This window comes from Candidatus Endomicrobiellum trichonymphae (assembly GCF_002355835.1).
GTDB classification, from domain to species: Bacteria; Elusimicrobiota; Endomicrobiia; order Endomicrobiales; family Endomicrobiaceae; genus Endomicrobiellum; species Endomicrobiellum trichonymphae.
In genome coordinates this window covers 655021-675312 of the sequence record NZ_AP017459.1, presented here as the reverse complement: position 1 = coordinate 675312, position 20292 = coordinate 655021, and the positions used below count along the sequence as shown (strand labels likewise).

Annotated in this window: 21 protein-coding genes; all 21 read left to right on the top strand. The window is 34.6% G+C overall.

Features of this window, described 5'->3' with window-relative positions:
- Positions 1–16: 16 nt before the first annotated feature.
- Entirely contained in the window at positions 17–1060 is a 1044-nt protein-coding gene (gene rlmN, locus RSTT_RS03370) for a dual-specificity RNA methyltransferase RlmN (protein WP_172412850.1), read from the top strand.
- A 66-nt stretch (positions 1061–1126) separates the two neighbouring features.
- Entirely contained in the window at positions 1127–1555 is a 429-nt protein-coding gene (nusB, locus tag RSTT_RS03365) for a transcription antitermination factor NusB (protein WP_015423429.1), read from the top strand.
- A 63-nt stretch (positions 1556–1618) separates the two neighbouring features.
- Positions 1619–3637: an NAD-dependent DNA ligase LigA gene (gene ligA, locus RSTT_RS03360; protein WP_172412849.1), complete on the top strand. Its 2019-nt coding sequence runs from the start codon at positions 1619–1621 to the stop codon at positions 3635–3637.
- Between the two features lie 73 nt (positions 3638–3710).
- A complete protein-coding gene (locus RSTT_RS03355) occupies positions 3711–4427 on the top strand; it encodes an RluA family pseudouridine synthase (RefSeq protein WP_172412848.1) in 717 nt (238 codons plus the stop codon).
- Between the two features lie 134 nt (positions 4428–4561).
- Positions 4562–5614: a DUF362 domain-containing protein gene (locus RSTT_RS03350; RefSeq protein ID WP_096525673.1), complete on the top strand. Its 1053-nt coding sequence runs from the start codon at positions 4562–4564 to the stop codon at positions 5612–5614.
- 84 nt (positions 5615–5698) lie between these two features.
- Positions 5699–6322: a regulatory protein RecX gene (locus tag RSTT_RS03345; protein WP_096525672.1), complete on the top strand. Its 624-nt coding sequence runs from the start codon at positions 5699–5701 to the stop codon at positions 6320–6322.
- 46 nt (positions 6323–6368) lie between these two features.
- Complete coding sequence (gene purH / locus RSTT_RS03340; RefSeq protein ID WP_096525671.1) at positions 6369–7925, top strand: bifunctional phosphoribosylaminoimidazolecarboxamide formyltransferase/IMP cyclohydrolase; 1557 nt, start codon at positions 6369–6371, stop codon at positions 7923–7925.
- A 915-nt stretch (positions 7926–8840) separates the two neighbouring features.
- Positions 8841–9668, top strand: a complete 828-nt coding sequence (gene lipA, locus RSTT_RS03335) for a lipoyl synthase (protein WP_096525670.1) — start codon at positions 8841–8843, stop codon at positions 9666–9668.
- Positions 9669–10349: 681 nt separating this feature from the next.
- Positions 10350–10799: a hypothetical protein gene (locus RSTT_RS03330; RefSeq protein WP_096525669.1), complete on the top strand. Its 450-nt coding sequence runs from the start codon at positions 10350–10352 to the stop codon at positions 10797–10799.
- A 1158-nt stretch (positions 10800–11957) separates the two neighbouring features.
- Entirely contained in the window at positions 11958–12086 is a 129-nt protein-coding gene (locus tag RSTT_RS06790) for a hypothetical protein (protein ID WP_269457752.1), read from the top strand.
- Between the two features lie 142 nt (positions 12087–12228).
- Positions 12229–15375, top strand: a complete 3147-nt coding sequence (gene mfd / locus RSTT_RS03325; protein WP_096525668.1) for a transcription-repair coupling factor — start codon at positions 12229–12231, stop codon at positions 15373–15375.
- 250 nt (positions 15376–15625) lie between these two features.
- The gene (locus RSTT_RS07075) at positions 15626–15817 is read left to right on the top strand and encodes an NAD-dependent epimerase/dehydratase family protein (RefSeq protein WP_149030062.1); all 192 of its coding nucleotides are present in this window, start codon (positions 15626–15628) and stop codon (positions 15815–15817) included.
- Positions 15771–15989 carry a hypothetical protein gene (locus tag RSTT_RS03320; protein WP_096525667.1) on the top strand — a complete coding sequence of 73 codons (219 nt, stop codon included), beginning with the start codon at positions 15771–15773 and terminating at the stop codon, positions 15987–15989. The genes RSTT_RS07075 and RSTT_RS03320 overlap by 47 nt, the downstream gene beginning before the upstream one ends.
- Before the next feature lie 78 nt (positions 15990–16067).
- A complete protein-coding gene (locus RSTT_RS03315; protein WP_269457774.1) occupies positions 16068–16400 on the top strand; it encodes a DAHP synthetase I family protein in 333 nt (110 codons plus the stop codon).
- Between the two features lie 68 nt (positions 16401–16468).
- Positions 16469–17011, top strand: a complete 543-nt coding sequence (locus tag RSTT_RS03310; protein WP_015423437.1) for a KdsC family phosphatase — start codon at positions 16469–16471, stop codon at positions 17009–17011.
- Positions 16975–17568 (top strand): LPS export ABC transporter periplasmic protein LptC, encoded by a 594-nt coding sequence (gene lptC, locus RSTT_RS03305; RefSeq protein WP_096525665.1) that lies wholly within the window; start codon positions 16975–16977, stop codon positions 17566–17568. The genes RSTT_RS03310 and lptC overlap by 37 nt, the downstream gene beginning before the upstream one ends.
- A complete protein-coding gene (locus tag RSTT_RS03300) occupies positions 17561–18247 on the top strand; it encodes a hypothetical protein (protein ID WP_096525664.1) in 687 nt (228 codons plus the stop codon). The genes lptC and RSTT_RS03300 overlap by 8 nt, the downstream gene beginning before the upstream one ends.
- A complete protein-coding gene (gene lptB / locus RSTT_RS03295) occupies positions 18244–18963 on the top strand; it encodes an LPS export ABC transporter ATP-binding protein (RefSeq protein ID WP_096525663.1) in 720 nt (239 codons plus the stop codon). Before RSTT_RS03300 ends, lptB begins: the two co-directional genes overlap by 4 nt.
- Before the next feature lie 497 nt (positions 18964–19460).
- On the top strand, positions 19461–19919 hold the full coding sequence (locus RSTT_RS03290; protein WP_015423441.1) for a PTS sugar transporter subunit IIA: 459 nt from the start codon (positions 19461–19463) through the stop codon (positions 19917–19919).
- 64 nt (positions 19920–19983) lie between these two features.
- Positions 19984–20082, top strand: coding sequence for a hypothetical protein (locus tag RSTT_RS06960; RefSeq protein WP_096526016.1), 99 nt, complete (start codon positions 19984–19986; stop codon positions 20080–20082).
- On the top strand, positions 20072–20263 hold the full coding sequence (locus tag RSTT_RS03280) for a hypothetical protein (protein ID WP_096525662.1): 192 nt from the start codon (positions 20072–20074) through the stop codon (positions 20261–20263). Before RSTT_RS06960 ends, RSTT_RS03280 begins: the two co-directional genes overlap by 11 nt.
- The last annotated feature ends 29 nt before the right edge of the window (positions 20264–20292 follow it).

Below are 20292 nucleotides of genomic sequence, written 5' to 3'. Positions count from 1 at the left end.
CTGCATAATGCAACTCTTGAAACAGAATTATAAAAAATACATATTAGATCTAAATGATGCACAGTTTAATAGGGCTGTAAAACCCATAATTGAGCAAGACTATAGAATAAATCAGATTATTGAATGGATTTATGCAAAAAAGGCTGTCTCTTTTGAAAGTTTTACAAATATTCCGAAAGAACTGAGGAACAAACTTGACGAAAAGTTTTTCTTAAGAACATTAAAAATAGTAAAGAAAGAAAAATCTCTAATTGACAGTACAATAAGATATACTTTCCGGACAGCAGACAAAAAATATTTTTTTGCCGTTTTTCTTCCTGCAAACGGTAAAAATTCGGTGTGTATTTCGTCGCAGATAGGCTGTCCAATAATGTGTGCTTTCTGTTCGTCAGGAAAAACCAAACTTGCAAGAAATTTAAGCAGAGGGGAAATAATAGAACAGATTTTACAGGTTGAGAACGATACTAAAGAAAAAATCTCAGGTATTTTATTTATGGGTATGGGCGAGCCTATGCTTAATTTTAATAACCTTATTTCCGTTTTAAATTCGCTTTTATCGAGCAAAGAGTTTGGCATAGGCAAAAGACATATAACGGTTTCAAGCGTAGGTATCGTTCCAGCAGTAAAAAAACTCGCAGATGACAATTTCGGTGTTCGACTTGCTCTTTCTCTGCATGCTGTCGATGAAAGACAAAGAAAAAAATTAGTTCCGGACAATCTCGGTTTTAGCATTGAAGATATATTGAAAGCGGGAAAATACTATCTTAAAAAAACAAACTCACATCTTACAATAGAATACGTTCTCGTGAAAGGAATTAACGTATCCTCAGCAGACGCACATAAGCTTGCAAGACTGCTGAAACGGTGCGACCTTATTAATTCTGACGTTCAGGTAAATCTGATACCTTTTAATCCTGTAACTGACGTGCAATTTCAAAGACCGGATAAGAAATCAATTAACAAATTTAAAAGTATACTGAAACTTAACGGTATTACAGTTAACGTAAGACAGTCAAAAGGGGCGAATATTAACGCCGCCTGCGGACAATTAGGCTATTGAAACCATATTCTAATTTTTATAGAATTTCTTAACTAAAAAGCGCTAGGATGAGACTAGGATGAAAATATGGGTACCCGAAGAAAAGCAAGAGAATGTTCTTTGCATATGCTTTATGCAGTGGATAACTGTAATGTTCCAATTGAAAGCATATACAATTCTTTTGCCGTGTATTTCCCTAAAGGTGAAGCTTATAGAATGTTTGCATTAGATTTGTTTAAAGGAGTTTGCGATAATAAAGAAGATTTAGACTCTTTGATTAAGCAGTGCGCAAAAAACTGGGAAATTGAAAGAATGGCAGCTGTTGATCGCAACATTATACGTCTTGCAACTTATGAAATTATGGCTACTACAAATATTCCAATCAGGGTTATAATAGACGAAGCTGTAGAAATTTCTAAAAAGTATTCTACAAAAGATTCAAGTAAATTTGTCAACGGCATTTTAGATAAGCTTAAAAAGATAAGAACGCAGAAAAATCAAAAAAATTTAGAATAAAAAGTTTGTACGCCGTCATTACGTATAAACCGAGTTTGTTCGTTGTATAAAGGCTTAATGATTATGGGAAATATTCAAAACCGTATTGATTATCTAAGAAAAGAACTTATTCGGCACAACGGTCTTTATTATGAGAGTAACAATCCTGAAATATCTGACAGCGAATATGACAACCTTGCGAAAGAACTTGAACAGATCGAGAAAGAAAATCCGCTTTTTGCCTTGCCAGATTCCCCGACTAAAAAAATATCAGGCTTTGTTTCATCATCCTTTGAACAAATAAAACATTCCTCTCCAATGCTTTCATTAGACAACACTTACTCTCAAAAAGAAACTGCAAAATGGTATGAAAGAATTGAAAAAAATCTTAACAATAAAAACACGGAATTTACTATCGAGCCGAAAATCGATGGAGTAAGTGCAAGTTTAACTTATATAAATGGTAGTCTGACGGCGGGGGCAACGCGTGGCGACGGAGAAACCGGCGAAGATATAACGGAAAATATAAAAAAAGTAAAAAATATTCCTTATAAACTTAAAGCAGACAATCCTCCTTATTTCTTTGAACTGCGCGGCGAAGTCTACATTGATAAATCTGATTTTAGGAAATTAAATGAGGAAATACTTATGTCCGTAGGACAAAAGTTTGCTAATTCCAGAAATGCGGCATCGGGTTCTTTAAGACAAAAAAATCCGCAGATTACGGCAGAAAGAAAACTCCGCTTTTTCGTACATTCGCTTGGGAAAATCGACGGAAAACAATTTGAAAGTCAGTCGGATTTTTTGCAGTACTGCCGAAAATGCGGATTTCAGCTTCAAGATAATTTTAAAATATGTCATTCTCTGAAAGAAATAATGGATTTTATGGAGATCATGATTAATAATAGGGATCTGCTGCATTATGAAATTGACGGACTTGTAATTAAAGTGAACAGTCTGCAGCTTCAAAAAGAACTGGGATATACAAATAAAAGCCCTAGATGGGCTATAGCATTTAAGTTCCCTGCAAAACAAGCAACGACAAAGTTAAGCAGAATTCGCGTACAGGTAGGTCGCACCGGAATAATAACGCCGTCGGCAATTTTAGAGTCTGTTACGCTTGCAGGCGTTACTATATCGCATGCTACGTTGCATAATTTTGAAGAAATTGAGCGTCTTAACGTAAATGAGGGTGATATCGTTTTAATAGAGCGCGCGGGAGACGTTATCCCTAAAATAGTGAAAGTTGTAAAAAAAGAAAATAGAGGTTTTTTTAAGCCTCCGCATAACTGCCCGTCATGTAACAGCGGGATTGTCAAAGAAAATGAGGAAGAAGTTGCATACAGATGTATCAATCCTGAATGTCCGGCGCAGTTTAGAAGACATTTAATACATTTTGTAAGCAGAAATGCTATGGATATTGATGGATTTGGCAAAGCTGTAATAGATCAGTTTCTTGACAGAAAAAAAATACAAGTCCTTGCCGACATATATTATTTAAAATACGATGATTTTATTAAGCTTGATTTATTTAAAGAAAAGAAAACCAGCAATTTGATGAAAGCGGTTGCAGCAAGTAAAAAACATCCTCTAAGCAAACTGTTATTTGCTTTAGGAATACGGCGTATCGGGGAAAAAGTTTCCGAGATTATCGCAAAAAAATTTAAAAGTATGGAGGCTCTGTTTAATGCAAGCATTGAAGATTTTACAAGAGTTCCTGAAATCGGCAGTATCTTGGCACTATCTTTGAAGGAATTTTTTGAAAATAAAACCGTGCGCAATGTAATAGATAATTTGATTGCAGCAGGTGTAAATATGATTGAACCTGAAGCGGAACAATCCGGTACGCAGTTTGACGGCAAAATGTTTGTTTTAACCGGAGAGCTTAAAAACCACACAAGAGAACAGGCAGGCAAGATTATAAGATCACTCGGCGGGAAAGTTGCTTCTTCAGTAAGTAAGAAAACGGATTATATTGTTGCTGGCGTAAACGCAGGTTCAAAACTTAAAAAAGCAAAAGAATTAAATGTAAAAATTGTTGACGAAGCGGAATTTGATGTATTAACAGGAAAATTGTCATTGATAGAAAATACGAAATTCTGAAAAAGCAGACTGTTTTGTTAAAATATTAGGTTTCCTAATTATACGCAGTCTTGCAATGAAGCAGTGCGCAAAAATGAAACAGCAAATTGAGATAATTTATCAGGATGAAAATATTTTAGTCGTAAATAAGCCATCCGGTATGTTCGTTATTCCGGGCAGGAACATTTATGAAAACGAAACGCTTGTCGAAATATTGAGAAACCAGCTAAAGCAAAAATTATGGGTGGTTCACATAATTGACCGTGATGCTAGCGGGGTTTTGGTGTTTGCAAAGAATCCTGAAACCCACAGGAATATCAGTGCGCAGTTTGAAAACTCAAAAATCCGCAAGAAATATATTGCTTTGTTGTCAGGAGTCTTAGAAGAAAATGAAGGAACGATAAATAAGCCTCTTATTATTTCCGGAAAAAACGTACGCATTGACATAACGGGGAAAGAATCAATAACCGATTTTAAAGTTTTAGAAAATTTTCGTAGCTATACTTTAGTTAACGCTCTGCCTCTTACCGTCAAAAGACATCAGATAAGAATACATTTTTGGAGTCTTGGGCATCCGCTAGCGATAGACGGTGAATACGGCACTTTAGATCCTATATTTTTATCGTCGTTCAAACGCGGCTATAAAATAAAAAAAGGCAAAACTGAAAATCCGCTCATTTCAAGACTTACGCTTCACGCTGCAGCTTTAACTTTAATATTGCCGGGAAGCGGCGAAGAAAAAACTTTTGAAGCGGCGTTAGCTAAAGATTTTGAAGTTGCGGTAAAACAACTACGCAAATATGGGAGATAATACTTTTTTTCTGCCTTTTCTTTTTCACACTTGAAATTACGGCAGACGACAAATAATGACCGCTAATCCTGTAGCAGAATTGAAACGGCAGACTGACTGGAAATAAGCTCAGTTAAAAATGAGGAGCATATAAAATGACAAGCAAAGTATATTTTCTTTCTTGGGACATGAGAAATGAATTGTATAATTTTTTAAAAGCCGCAATGATATTTAATCATGTAAAAGCAAGAAACCTTTTGGCAGTGAAAATACATTTCGGCGAAGACGGCAACGAAGGATATATTAAGCCCGAATATGTTTTGCCTGTAGTAAAAATTGCCAGAGAAAAAACCGCTTATCCGTTTTTAACCGACGCAAGTACGATTTATGTGGGCAAAAGATCTGATGCATATCATCATATTCTTACTGCAAATAAACACGGATTTACCGTTGAAAAATGCGGATGTCCCATAATTATTGCAGATGGATTAAGAGGTAATACCGAAGAAGAAATTGAAGTCAATTTAAAATATTTTAAAACAGTTGCCATAGCGCGGGAAATATATAATGCTGACAATTTTATATTTATGAGTCACTTTAAAGGACATGAAATAACAGGGTTTGGCGGAGCGTTAAAAAACATAGGCATGGGCTGCGGTAGCAAAGCCGGCAAATACGCTATGCACCATTTGTCAAAACCTACCGTAAGTCAAAAACTTTGCAGTGGCTGTAGAACATGTGTTAAATACTGTTGCCAAAAAGCATTGTCGATTGTAAGTAATAAAATAGTTATGGATAAAGAAAAATGTGCTGGCTGCGGTCAGTGTATAGTAAACTGTGTATTTAAAGTTTTTAAATTAAAGTGGAATGAAGATCCTCCGGCAGTTCAGGAAAAAATGATTGAATATGCGTCAGGCGTTTTGAAAGATAAAAAAAGCGCATATATAAACTTTTTAAATCATATAAGCAAATACTGCGACTGTTTTGCTCTTGCAAAAAATGAACCGCTTATGAGTGACATTGGAATTGTTGCCGGAATTGATCCCGTCGCTGTGGATCAAGCAAGCTATGATTTGGTAAACAAAGCTTTCGGGAAAAATTTCTTTAAAGAAATTTTTCCTGAAATTGACCCGACGATTCAGTTAAAATATGCGCAAGAATTGGGGTTAGGAAGCAGAGATTATGAGCTGATAAAATATATTTTATAACTGCAGGGAAAGGCAGACTCAGTGTTAAACAGTTTATTTTGTTAAAACAAGAGCCAGACGATTTTATATTCACAGTGTGAGAAAATGAATATTGAGAAAATTGAAAAAATAAAATCCAAAAAGGATATGTTTAAAGTATTTTTAGAAAACGGTAAAAGTTTGGCGGTTTTTGCTGACAGTATTGTCAAATTCGGTATTAAAACGGGATGCGATATTTCAGAAAATGAATTTAAAGAATTTGCATATTATGATAAATCAGTCGGAGCAGTCTCTTATGCATTGGCTTTAGTGTCAAAACGATCATACAGTTCCAAAAATTTGCAGGTGAAACTTATTCAAAAAGGTTGTGAGCCTGAAACTGCGGCAAAAGCTGTTAAGAAACTGGAGGAATTGAACTACGTCAACGATAAAAAATTTGCAAAAGTCTATGCGGCTTATTTGTCACAAAAAGGGGAAGGGGAATTTGTAATAAAAGCTGAACTTGAAAAACAAGGCATAGAAAAAAGTTTAATAAATGACATTTTAGAAACAATTAAAGCAGATATAGAGCCTTACGAGCAGATTATTAAGATATTAAAAACAAAATTTAAAAAGTTCAGCGGAAAAGATAAAAACGAAATAAGAAGAACGGCATCATTCTTTTTAAGAAGAGGTTTTTCTTCTCAAGATATAGTAAAAGCGTTTAGATTGTGTTCACGCTCACGCTGATAAAGAATATAATAAAAATATTTTATTAAATAACAAGGATGATATTATGTCAACAGCACTGCTTAGCGTTTCAGACAAGACAGGAATCATTGATTTTGCAAAGGAATTGAAAAATCTGGGTTGGAATATAATTTCCAGTGGCGGAACGGCAAAGATTTTAAAAGAAAATTCCATTGAGTGTCGGGAAATATCAGAAGTTACGGAGTTTCCTGAAATTTTAGGTGGCAGAGTAAAAACGTTAAATCCTAAAATTCACGGGGGAATTCTTGCAATAAGGAACAAAACTGATCATATTGAGCAGTTAAAACGTCACGGGATAGGAACAATAGACATAGTGGTTGTAAGTTTATATCCTTTTGAAGCAGCTATAAACAAAATACCAAAACCGGCAGATAAAAAAATAGATCAAAACGTTATAGAAAATATAGATATCGGCGGAGTCGCTCTTTTAAGAGCTGCAGCAAAAAATTATAAAGATGTCATCGTTATATGCGATTTAAACGACTATAAAGTTGTTATTAAAAATCTGAAAAATAATTCTATTACGGAAGAATTGAAACTCGCTATGGCGGCAAAAGCTTTTCGTCATACGGCATATTACGATTCTTTAATTTCAACTTACTTAACTTATGAAAAATTCCCGATGCAGATCGCAATACCGCTCAGAAAGCTTTCAAAATTAAGGTACGGCGAAAATCCGCATCAGGAAGCCGCATTATATTCTAATGGCATAGAACAGGATAAGTCTGTTGTAATATCTGCAAAACAGCTTCACGGAAAAGAGTTGTCTTATAACAACTATCTTGATTTAGAAGCCGCATGGCAGCTGGTGCATGAATTTAATAATCCGGCATGCGCCGTCATCAAACATAATAATCCCTGCGGCTGTGCGGAAAGCACGGATATAAAGGATGCTTATTTAAAAGCTTTAGATTGTGACCCCGTAAGTACTTTCGGCGGAATAATAGCGTTCAACAAAGCTGTTGAAAAAGATACGGCTGTCGAAGTAAGCAAATTATTCGTTGAGTGCGTTATAGCTCCTGATTATTCTAAAGAGGCGCTTGATATCCTGACGCAGAAAAAAAACATCAGGCTTTTAATACAAACAATACCATATCAAGAGGAAAAAAATTCTGTTGAATACAGAATAATGTCTCATGGGATGCTTGCGCAGGATAGAGATAATCAACTTTTGAATGAAATAAAACTTATGACAAAACGCCAGCCTACAAAAACGGAAAGTGAAGCTTTGGATTTTGCATGGAAAGTTTCCAAACACGTTAAATCAAACGCTATTATTCTTGCAAGAGGAACACAGACAGTAGGCGTAGGCGCAGGGCAGATGAGCCGCATTGATTCATTAAAGATAGCGGCTGAAAAAATGAAAAGCGTCAAACACGGATTAGATGAAAGACTATTCCCGCTTGTCCTTGCTTCAGATGCTTTCTTCCCTTTTCCGGATGTGGTTGAAGAATCCGCTAAAGTCGGCGTTACAGCAATAGTGCAGCCCGGAGGCTCAGTAAAGGACAATGAATCAATTAAATCTGCAGATGACAGAAATATAGCGATGATTGCTGCAGGTATGAGGCACTTCAGACATTGATATGAGAATCAAGACTATGAAGGCGTAAAAAGTTTTGACGTTGTGCCGGTTGAATTTATTCGCTAACGGTGCCATGTTACAATAAAAATGCTTTAGAAAAAAGTTATTGAAGAAGATATGTTTGGGATTAATATTTTATTTAGAGAGAAAGTGAAAAGAGTTGAACCTAAGCCGAGTGCAGTTTTTGAGTAACTACAGCTTAAGGTGGCGTACACGACGGCAACCATACACAAGCCATTGATACGCATACTGGCGTATTTGTGTAAGGACGCTGAGTGGGATTTTTTAAGGAGAAAAATAGCCGAAAAGGATTTTATTAAATGGATGAAAAAATAGATTTGCTTTTAGGTTAAACAGGAAATGGTTATTTACAATTATTCCTTTAGTTATTTTGATTAATGTGTTGGGCTATGTTGATGGTTTGTTGATTTCTTACTTTATGTTTTTGCTCTTTGCAGTTTTTACAGTGGTATTGGTTGGCAGGATGCACGTATAGGCAGTAGTGACTGGTGACTACTTGTTCCTTTTTTGTTGGATCTTAATTTTTCCCTTCTCTAAGTGAACAAGATGAGACGAAAACTATAAAAGTAAAATATTGGTGGTTGATATATGGGACAGTGCTAATGTTGTTCCACTTTGGATTTTCTAAAATATCTTCTTCCTTATACAACACATACGCTAATGGCATTTTTTCTACTGAATTTTGGACTTATTTTATTATATGTATATTTCTGCTTGAAAAACTTGAAAAAGTAAGATAAAAATAAAATGAAAGAAAAAATAAATGAAATGGAAGAAATGTTTATAAAAACTGCAGAAGAAATAGTTGAAGAAGCGCGGAATTAAAGATTTAGGAATTTTAGAAAATCAAGAATAATAATTAAAAGAAATTATTAAAGAAGTTTTAATGAAAAAATGAAACAGAAAAAAAAGAAAATTACCGTTTCGGACATAACGTTGTTAAAAAAGTATTTTGGTTTTAAGGGAATCAATACGATATGTCAAAGCGCAAAATGTCCTAATATAGGCGAATGTTTTAAAAAAAGAACTGCAACTTTCCTGATACTGGGCGAATACTGCACCAGAGAATGCGATTTCTGCGCTGTAGAGAAACATAATCCCGAACTTGTAGATATAAACGAACCGGCAAAAATTGCAAAAGCCATTAAGCGGCTCGGACTCTCATACAGCGTTATCACTTCTGTGACAAGAGATGATTTGTCGGATGGAGGGGCAGAACATTTTGCAAAGACTATCAATGAAATAAAAACTCTTATTCCTGAAAGTAAAGTTGAAGTTCTTGTTCCCGATTTTTTAGGCAATACAAAATCCATTGATATTGTTTTAAATGCAAAGCCTGATGTTTTTTCGCATAATTTGGAGACAGTCCCCGCTCTATACGGCAAAGTAAGAAAAGGAGCCAATTATAAACGTTCCCTTAAAGTTTTAAGACATGCAAAAGCTGCAGGTTTCAAAGTTAAAACGGGAATAATGTTGGGACTGGGTGAGACTGAAACACAAGTTTTTGAAACGATTGAGGATATAAAAAGCACAAATATCGATACTCTTACAATAGGGCAGTATCTTGCTCCGACAAAGGAACATTATCCCGTAATCAGAGAATACAGTCCGGCAGAATTTAAAACAATGGAAATTTTTGCCGTTTCATCAGGAATAAAACAAGTTGCCTCCGGCAGATATGTCCGCAGCTCTTATTTGGCAGAAGAAAACTTCTGTATATAGTAAGGATTTCATTTTGAATAGTAAATAAATTTAATTTGAGAAAAACTTCAAAAATAACAAAAGCATTGAATTTTTGTATAAAAATATAAAAGAGGAAAGGGTGCTTATCAGATTTTCGGTTGCAAATTATTTATCTTTTGCTGAAGAAGCAACTTTAGATATGACTTCGACCGCTTTAAAAGAACATAGATAACAATATACGCAAAATTAATAAATAATAACTTAAAACTACTTAAAAAGCTGTTATATACAGAGCGAATGCCAGTGGAAAAAGTAGTCTTTTAAAGTCATTAATTTTTTTAAAAAACTTGCAATTTCATCTATATGATGCAATGAAACTAAAAATTTGACAAATATGCATTTGGCAGTAAGTATGATGAAGTGCCTGCGCCTTTTGAAATAGAATTGTTTAAGGTTTAAAGCAGTACCACGCAGACGCTCCAGTGCGCAGAGCAGTTATAAAGCAAAGCTGTGGTGTCTTCTAAAGAAAACGGTGTGGGAACTGTGTCCGCGCCAGAAACACACAGTCTGTGGCTGTCAGATACAGCCACAGACGTCCAGAAGATGGTCGAGACGTTTGAAAAGATACTGTCTGTCAAAAAAGGAGGCAAAGGATGGAAGTGACAGCTGAATCGTTTAAAGAGAAGTAGACTATAAAATAAATAAAGGGAGGAACAGTAAATGAAAAAGTTAATCGCAGGCTTAATGTTGTTGTTGATGTTTGTAAACGTAGCATCCGCAGTGAAAGGAGTTGCACCAGACGCAAAAACATTGGATCAGCTAAAAGATATGGGAAAGAAATATTCAAAGCAGCTAAATTTGAACTCTATAACGGGATGGAAATTCGACAACACAGGGAAGTCTATCTATCCAGTTGGCGTTAGCGGATTTTGGATAGAGATAGGGTACGACGGTGTCCTAAAGGGTCTTTCTGCAGATGTGCCTTTAGATGGCGACGGAAACATCGTGGATGTGTGGTATAATATCAGAAGTGGGAAGCCTGATTATTTTTATGTCAGGGACTCTAATGGAAACATTATTCGTATAAATGGACATTACGGTTTCTATAACACAAACGGCGATCTTTTGAAGACAGTTGACCCCAACAACATTGCTGTTAAAGCAAAATAAAGGAAAGAATGCCAGACATAAAAAGACAGGTTTTACCACGATTAAATAAATGGATGCGTGAAAGAGGACTGATTACCAGAGACCGTCCTGATTGATAAAGAAAAATACAAGTTTGGATGTGAGTTAAACGGATAGTAAAGTTATTAAAAAGTGGCTTTTTAGAACGAAAAAAAACGAAGAAAAAATACCATTGTATTCAAGAGAATTTAAAACAATATCATGCTCGGAAGAGTTTCAAAAAGGAAAAGGATTAAATAAGAGAACAAGAGGAGAAGTATTATTTTTAACCGTTTGCGCAAAGTTTGGTGGGCAAATTTCTAGAAGAGTCCAAATCTGGTTTACTGAAAAAGATAGATGCGGGATGTCTTGCCTTTATTAATTATCTGATTTTAAAGTGAAAATAATGCTTCTTACGATAAAGAATATATGATACAATTTCGTTTGTAGGAAATATTGAATCCTTTTTGGTAAATCTTGAGGGTAAATAAATGAATAAATTTGTACATGAATGGAAAAAAGCGTAAAATAAATACCATGAAAACTAGAGTTATTTTAATAGTTTGTGAAGGAGAAAAAGCAGAACCAAATTATTTTAAACTGTTCAAGAAAGAGATTATCAATAAGGAATATATGAAGTAGAGAGATATGCGGTACTGGTGCAAACACGTTGAGTTTAGTTGATATTGCCATAAGAAAGTACAATGAAAACTCTAAAAGATATAAGAAAAATGATGAAAAAATGTATACATTTTTAAAATAAAGACAAGAGAATGCAATATATTTTGCTGAGAAATTATTGCGTGAATACGATAGCAATGTCAAATAATAAAAAAAATCTTGCAATTACAGTTAATTTAGTTAAAAGGCTTAATGAATTTATAAATTAGCAGCTTTTGTAAAAAGATGTACAATAAAATCTGCTATAAAAGTTCTTTCTACGAAAGAGTTTGCAAGAATAAAAGACTTATAGGCAGAAAATCTTATTGTGTCAGATAAAAAGGAAAGAAAAATGATGCAGAAAAAATACGATTTTGAATTGTTAAAATCCAAATTTTTAGTGTTTTGTGAAGAACTTAATACTTAATAAGATTCTCAAAACGCTCGAAAGAACAACAAAAACAACTATTTTGAATGCGCTTGACAACTGGACTTTGAGATGTGCTGCTTTCAGTATATGAGCTTTTTGTTGGCGGAGCGGTAAAGTTAAAAGCAAAGAAAATTAAGAATAAAACGCCGGTAAGTGACAAATTACTTAAAGATTTGGGCGCAATTACGAAATTAGTGTAGTGGTGGTTATGTGCAAAAAATAGTTTATCTTTATAAAGCCCAGAACGTTTTTAAAGAAATTGATAGTTGGGAAAGGTGAAAGATAAAAAAGTGAATATGAGAAACGGATAAAATTTTTACAAGTTGATGAAGAGACAATAGTTTGAATAAAATCTATTTATCAGGAATTGGTGGCAGCGGTAAAGCCCATTATTTATTTAGACGCATATCCGAAATGCGAAGCAGCATCGGTGGTGATATTAATGAAGTTTCGGATTTTCGGATGTTTGCTTTTGTCAAAGATGAGGAACTCAGTTCTTTTTATGACGATTTGCATTCTTTTTTTAATTCCGCTTTCCATACACCTCAGGACTGTGAACTCGATGTTCCTGTCGTTAAATCTTCGCACTCTGCTCCTGATATCTTTATTCTCCCTTCAGACAACATGCAGCAGAGAACTTTCGCGACAGACAAAATAAAAAATCTAAAAAGTTTTATTGTGTGCGCTACGGACATTTCAATTAATTCTCCAGTACTAGATTCCAAAAACAATATCGGTATTAACGTTGCACAAAATCAAAAATGTGATTTCAGCAATTTAGTGACATCTCTTTCCTCTTTTGGTTACACAAGAACAAGCTTTGTTGAAGACAAACTGCAATTTGCGGTAAGAGGCGAAATAATAGATGTTTGGACTGTCGCAGGTGAGATGCCTGTCAGAATACTTTTTAAATATAATACAGTCGAAGCCATAAGAGTTTTTGATCCGGAAAGTCAGCTTTCAAATGTTTTTATCAGCGAAATCAAAATACTACCTGTCAGTTTTTCAGAATGCAATTCGACAATCAAAGACTATTTTGACATCAATGACAAAGAGAACACCATGTTGTATTTTGATTATCTGATTGGTGAAGAAGCGGAAAAATCGTTTGATAAATATGAACTTATCATAAACGATCCATTAAATGCCATGTCGCAGTATCAGGGTTATAAAAGTTTTACGGGATTCCAAGGCAATGTAAATCTTTTTTTTAATTCCCTTAAAGATTTTGCCGAAAATGATGTAAAAATAAAAATTTACTGTGCAAACGATAGCGACCGCGAACGTATTTTAGACCTATTTTACGAAAACCGCTGGAATTATAAAAATCCTGAATTTTTATATGGCAGTCTGTCGCGGGGATTTTATTTGGAAAATGCAAAAGTTACATGTATTTCAAGCCGCGAAATGCTTTATAAGAAAAAGCCTGTAAGTTTTCCAAAAATAAGGGGGGGCAGTCGTTTAGAGGGTATTTGGGAAATATTGGCGGGCGACTATGTAGTTCATGAAAAATACGGAATTGGGCGTTATATAGGACTTAAAACCATTTCAAGAGAAAACAGCATCTCGGAATATTTATGCATAGAATATAAAAACGGCGATAAACTCTATATCCCGCCAGAACAAATAAAAACCATAAAAAAATATATCGGCGTTGAGGGCGTTAAACCTAAACTGTATTCTATGGATACGCTCGCATGGGAAAGAGTAAAATCAAGAGCGCGCGAAGCCGCTGCAAAATTTGCGGAAGAACTTTTAAAACTTTATGTTCAAAGAAGCTTGATAAAAAGAAAACCTTTTGGTCCGGGGACGGCATGGGAAAAAGAACTTGAAAATACATTTCCTTACGATGAAACGCCTGGCCAACTAAAAGCTATTGAAGACATAAAAAACGATTTTCTTAAACCCTACCCCATGGAAAGGCTTGTCTGCGGTGATGTTGGATACGGCAAAACGGAAGTTGTTGTGCGTGCTGCATTTAAAGCAGTTCATGAAAGCATGCAGACTGCCATTTTAGTTCCTACCACTGTTCTGGCACAGCAGCATTACAATACTTTCTGTGACAGGCTTTCTCCTTTTCCGATAAAAGTCGCTGTGCTTAGTAGATTTCAGACTAAAGCAAAACAAAAAGAGATAACTCAGGATTTGGAAAACGGACTGATTGATATTATAATCGGAACACACAGACTTTTACAAAAAGACGTGAAATTTAAAAATTTGGGTTTATTGGTAATTGACGAAGAACACAGGTTCGGCGTAAAGCAGAAAGAAAAGATTAAGTCAATGAAAAAAAATATTGATATTTTAATGCTTTCGGCAACTCCTATTCCCAGAACTTTATCTTCGTCGTTATCGGGTTTTAGAGACTTGTCGGTAATAGAAACTCCGCCGTTTGGCAGACTGCCTATAGAGACAAGTATTTCGTTATATGACGAGAATCTAATTAAAAATATTATTGAAGCGGAACTTTCAAGAAACGGTCAGGTTTTTTATGTTTATAATAAAATTGAAACAATTCTTACAAAAGCTGCAAGTATCAGAGAACTTGTGCCGGGCATAAAACTTGGGATCATATACGGTCAGATGAAAGCAAAAGATATTGAAGAAATTATGTGGAAATTTATAAATATGGAATTGGATGTTTTGCTGGCGACGACAATAATAGAATCCGGCTTGGATATACCGTCGGTTAACACGATGATAATTGAAGAAGTGGAAAATTTCGGACTTTCACAGCTTTACCAGTTAAGAGGCAGAATAGGCAGAGACAGAAAAAAAGCGTACTGTTATTTATTTTATAAAGACAAGACTTTGAGCGATGAAGCCGTTAAAAGACTCGAAGCTATTAGAGAATTTGGCGAATTGGGATCGGGTTTTAGACTTGCTCTTAAAGATCTGGAAATAAGAGGAGCAGGTGGCATACTTTCTTCAAGTCAACACGGTTTTGTAAGGGATATAGGTTACGATATGTTTGCAAAACTCCTTGAAGAAGAGGGGAAAAGAGTTAAAGGAGATGCGGTTGAATCGCAAGAAAAAAAGAACACTGTAATAGATTTGCAGATTAATGCGTTAATTCCACCTACATATATTGAAGGCGAAGATATAAGAATTTTATTTTATAGAAAACTTTCTAATGCACAGAATATCAAAGCGATAGAAAATATAAAGAACGAACTTCTTGACCGTTTCGGAAAAATTCCGAATGAAACACAAATGTTATTTGAGATAACGAATTTAAAACTTACTGCTGAAAAACTTGATATTGAAAGAATAGCTGAAGATAATAATTATATATACCTATATTTTTCGCGAAAAGCGGATTTTTCAAAAGCAGACATAACCAAACTTACAAATGATTATTCAAGAATAATAGAATTTATAACAGGTAAATATTATGCATTTAAATTAAAAAAAGATATGATTGATACAAATACTGTAGAATATCTCGAAAAATTCCTGTCCTGCCTTGTATTTTATATACGAACTTAATCATATAAAACGTTGCCGCAATAGAATGACAAAATATCATTTATCATCAAAAAAAGACAGTGAGGATATATTATTGCCGCTATGTAGCTATATCGCTTGTTCTGCAGTTTTTTTACAGTTCATTGCCGCCTGTCTAAAACCCATGAATAAATTGACAGATAAAAGTATCTTTTATACAATATATACTCGGAAATGTAAGGGGTTTTTATGATAGTACTAACCGGCGGTGCGGGTTTTATAACCCCAAGCCATTGTACATCTTGGTGCATGCAGCTCGACAATTTTTTCAAATGCCAATCATTATATAAAAAACAATTATGAATATTCTAAAGTTCTTTTCCTCTGGGCTTTTAAACTTGGATTTCCTTTTATCTACGCTTCATCCGCTGCAACGTATGGAAACAAAAAATACGACTATGACACGACGACATATCGAAAATAAAAATTTTATCCCTTTAAATATGTACAGTTTTTCAAAGCATATGTTGCATATGTTTGATTTGTGGCTTTTGAATAACAATTATTTCAATAAAGCTACCGGTATAAAATTTTTCAATGTTTTCGGTCCAAATGAATACCATAAAGGTGATTTACGAGCAAACCTATCAATATAAAAAAAGGACAGTTTCTGGCTCCTGAGAAGGTATGTTTAGCGTCGTTAAAAAAGCCGAAAAATTTGGTAGTAAAAATTTATCCCTTACCGAGAGAGGAGCTCTTTTGGATACCACAATTTTGTTGTAGATTTCAGGATCTTGGAAATAATGAAACAATCGGGATATCCGGTTATCTTTGATGCTACGCACAGTGTTCAGATCCTCGGCGGACATAGAACACGTATCGGCGGGAATAGAGAGTTTATTTTGCCTCTTTCAAAAGCGACGGCAGCGATAGGGATCGCCGCATTATTTTTGGAAGTTCATGAGAATCCCGATAGAGCTCTTTCCGACGGCTCAAACAGCGTCAACTTAAAATATTTTAAACAGATACTTGAATATATAAAAGTTATAGACAATGTGCTAAAATGAAATTTAGAAGTTAAAAAAAATACTGACTGAACAGTTTTCTAGCATATTTTTGATTTTAAAACCGTTAAATGAAAAATAAAAAAGATATTATAAAAAGAGCAAAAAACATTAAACTTTTGGCTTGTGACATCGATGGTGTTTTAACGCGCGGTGAAATAATATTGTTAAACAGTGGCGAAGAGATAAAAATATGGAATGTTAGAGATGGAATGGGATATAATGAACTTTTAAAAATGTCTCCGGAAATAAAAACCGCATGGATAACGGGCAGGCGGTCTTTTCAGGTCGAAAAACACGCAAAGGATATGAGCATTGATTATCTTGTCCAAAACTGTACAAGCAAAGTGGTGGCTTTGGAAAGAATATTAAAAGAAAACGGTTTTAAAACGTCCGAAGCGGCATATATAGGCGACGATATAATAGATATACCGGTATTAAGGGTGGCAGGACTTTCAGTATGTCCTATAGATGCCTGTGAAGAAGTAAAAAAATATGTTGATTATGTTTCAGTTCTCAGCGGCGGGAAAGGCGTTGTAAGGGAAGTAATAGAACTTATTGTGAAAGCAAAAGGCAAGTGGAAAAAATCTTTGAACAGATATATATCGACATGACTTATAAAATGGGAACCGTTATGAATTTTTCTAAAAGATATGTTATATGGTTTTTAATGATTATAATTCTTTTTCTTTCTGTTTTTAGGTTTTTTATTTGCAGCGCGAAAAAAACTGCTATTGAGGAAACTCTGCCCATAGCTGAACAGATTATAGAAGAGTTTACAATAACGGAAACACATGAAGGGGAATTGGAAATGATTTTAAAAGCGGAGTCTGCCATTGTAAATGAAAGCGAAAATATCGCTCATTTAAAACTCCCCGTAATAAAGTTTTATGACAAAGGCAGTTATATTTCAACTTTTGTTGCTGAAAGTGCCGATATAAATATGGATACTTACGATATTAAAGGCAATGGTAAGTGTACCGTAAACAGCGCAAACAATGAATATCTCCAGACTGAGAGTTTAATATATAATGCAAAAGAAGAACTGATTTACAGTAATAATAACGTTAAGATTACAAGACCGAGCGGAACTGTATGCGGTACAAGTTTTAGGTCCGATACAAAATTAGATAAGATAGTTATTAAAAACCAAAGGATTTTAATTGATTAAATTAAACATTGCATTATTTATTGTTTTTATATTTACCGTTATTTCTTTTGCCGGCGGTATTTCTGGAAAAACTCTTATAACGGGAAAGGAAATGGAGGTAAGAAAAGCCGGAGAAATTACGATTCTAAAAGGCAATTCAAAAGTTGTTACAGATGGAAATGTTATGACAGCTTCTAAAATGATTTATGATAAAAAAAATTCTATTCTTTCAGCGTTTGATAATGTTATATTGCTGTCAAAAATGCAAAGTGGCGAACGGTTTGAAGTGTGCGGGAATTTTGCAAATTATTATATAAATGACAAAAAAGGGAAATTCTGGGGAGATAATACCGTAGCTAAATATTTTGCGCAGAATTCGAGTTTAACTCTACCTATTATTTTACATGCACAGAAAATTTATATTGACAGGAATCTGGAAACTTTAAGTGCTTATGATAACGTCATAATTGAGACTTCATCAGGTACGGTTTATTCAGATAATGCCGTTTTTAACGGGAAAACTCTCAATGCAATCTTTCAAAAATATAAAAAAAGACCAATTGCTCATATTTCTTATGACGATAGAAAAGGATTTTACGAGGCAGATGAAATGATCTTTAATATTGCCTCTGACAATAAAAAAATAATCATGAACGGAGGAGTCGCAGGAAAAATTGAAATGGAAGATAAAACAAAATGATACTTAGAACCAAAGATTTATTCAAAAGATACAAACACAGAACGATTGTAAACGGTGTAAACATAAGCGTAAGACAAGGCGAAATTATAGGGTTGCTCGGTCCTAACGGCGCAGGAAAAACCACAACTTTTTATATGATGGTCGGGATCATAAAGCCTTATGACGGTAGTGTTTATCTTGACGATACAGAAATAACGAACTGGCCTATGTATAAGAGAGCGAGAGCCGGAATTGGATATCTTTCCCAAGAATCGTCAATATTTAGAGGACTTACTGTTGAAGATAATCTTATGTCCATAGCCCAGATGCTTCCCGTTTCAAAAGCTGAACAGAAAGAAAAAGTCAATTTGATGCTTGAGGATTTCGGACTAACAAAACAGTGCAAACAATTAAGCATCACACTGTCTGGCGGAGAGAAAAGAAGACTTGAGATTGCAAGAGCTTTGATAACAAATCCAAAATTTTTGCTTTTAGATGAACCATTCATCGGAATTGACCCGATAACGACTTATGACGTGCAGAAAGTTACTAAAAAGTTAAAAGAAAAAGGTCTCGGTATTCTTATAACAGATCACAACGTCAGAGAAACTCTCGAAATTATTGACAGAGTGTATATAATTCATGAAGGGAAAATTATGTTTGAAGGAAGTGCAAAAGAGTTGCTTGAGAATCCCAAAGCCAGAAAAGTGTATCTAGGCGATAATTTCAAGATGTGATTGTATATTATTTAACCCGCGTTTTGAAAATCAGAATTATCAACAGTCTTAAAACAGCATAACTAGAAAAAGAATAAACGACAATGACCGGTTTTGGAATTATTGTAATTCAGAGATTAACTGAATTGTAATAATCAGAGTAAATTTTGTATATTCCCATAATGGGGTAGGGGGGGGGTAGTATCATTTTGCAATAGAGGAGAAAAGAATGCAGATTAATATTACGGTAAGATATCTAAAACTGTCTGATTCAATTGGCTCCTATATCTGAAAAAACTGTAAAAGTCAGCAAACTCTATAACGGTGACAATGCGTGGATGCATGTGATTTTATCCACTGAAAAAAACAGACAGATTAAAAGTTTTAAGAAATAAAAAACACAGCATTGAAAAAGCATTTTTTTGCGATATTATGGAAGATTCAAAAGATAAAAGTTTCTTAAATTCTTTTAGATCAAAATGAAACGTAAATAATGGGATATGAGAGAGGTAAAAGAAATGAAAATTATGGATTTTTTGAGTAAGGATGCAATAATTATAGATATGAAGTCGACAGATAAAAAATCAGCAATCATCGAACTTGTAGAAACTTTAAAAAAAACAAAAAAAGTCAAAAAAACAGACGAGATCATTAGCATTATTTGGGAACGAGAAAAACTCGGTTCTACAGGAATTGGACAAGGTGTTGCAATACCTCATGGAAAAACCAATGTTTTGCAGGAACATATGGGCGTGCTTGGTACTTCGCATAAGGGTATAGAATTTAATTCTCTTGACGGAGAACTAGTTCATATAATTTTCCTTTTGGTCGGACCTGTTGAAGTGGCGGGGCAGCATCTGAAAGCGCTGTCAAAAATTTCAAGACTCTTTAAGGACAAATTTTTAAGGCAGGCTATAAAAGATGCCGTAGCAGCGGAAGAAGTTGTAAAAATAATAGAGCAAGAGGATACTTGTTAATGTCCACTATAGATGTAAATACGCTTCTTAAAGAGAAGAGCGGATATTTTAAACTTGAACTTCTATCAACAGACCGGGTCTTGCGCTTACCGGATTTTTTGGACATTTCCCATACGAGCGTATGCAGATTATAGGAACAAGCGTTAAAGCATATGGATTATGACGTTCAGGTGAAAATGTTAAATAAGATATTTTCTCACAAAAATGCTGTATGCTGTATTTTAACAAAAGGACTTGAACCGACTGATGCAATGATGAAAGTTTTTACTGATCTTGACATTCCACTTTTGAGAACGGAATTAAGTTTCTCTTTGTTTATAAGCGTATTTAGATGGAAAACTTGAATAGGCAAGTCAGAATGTGCTCTTGAACT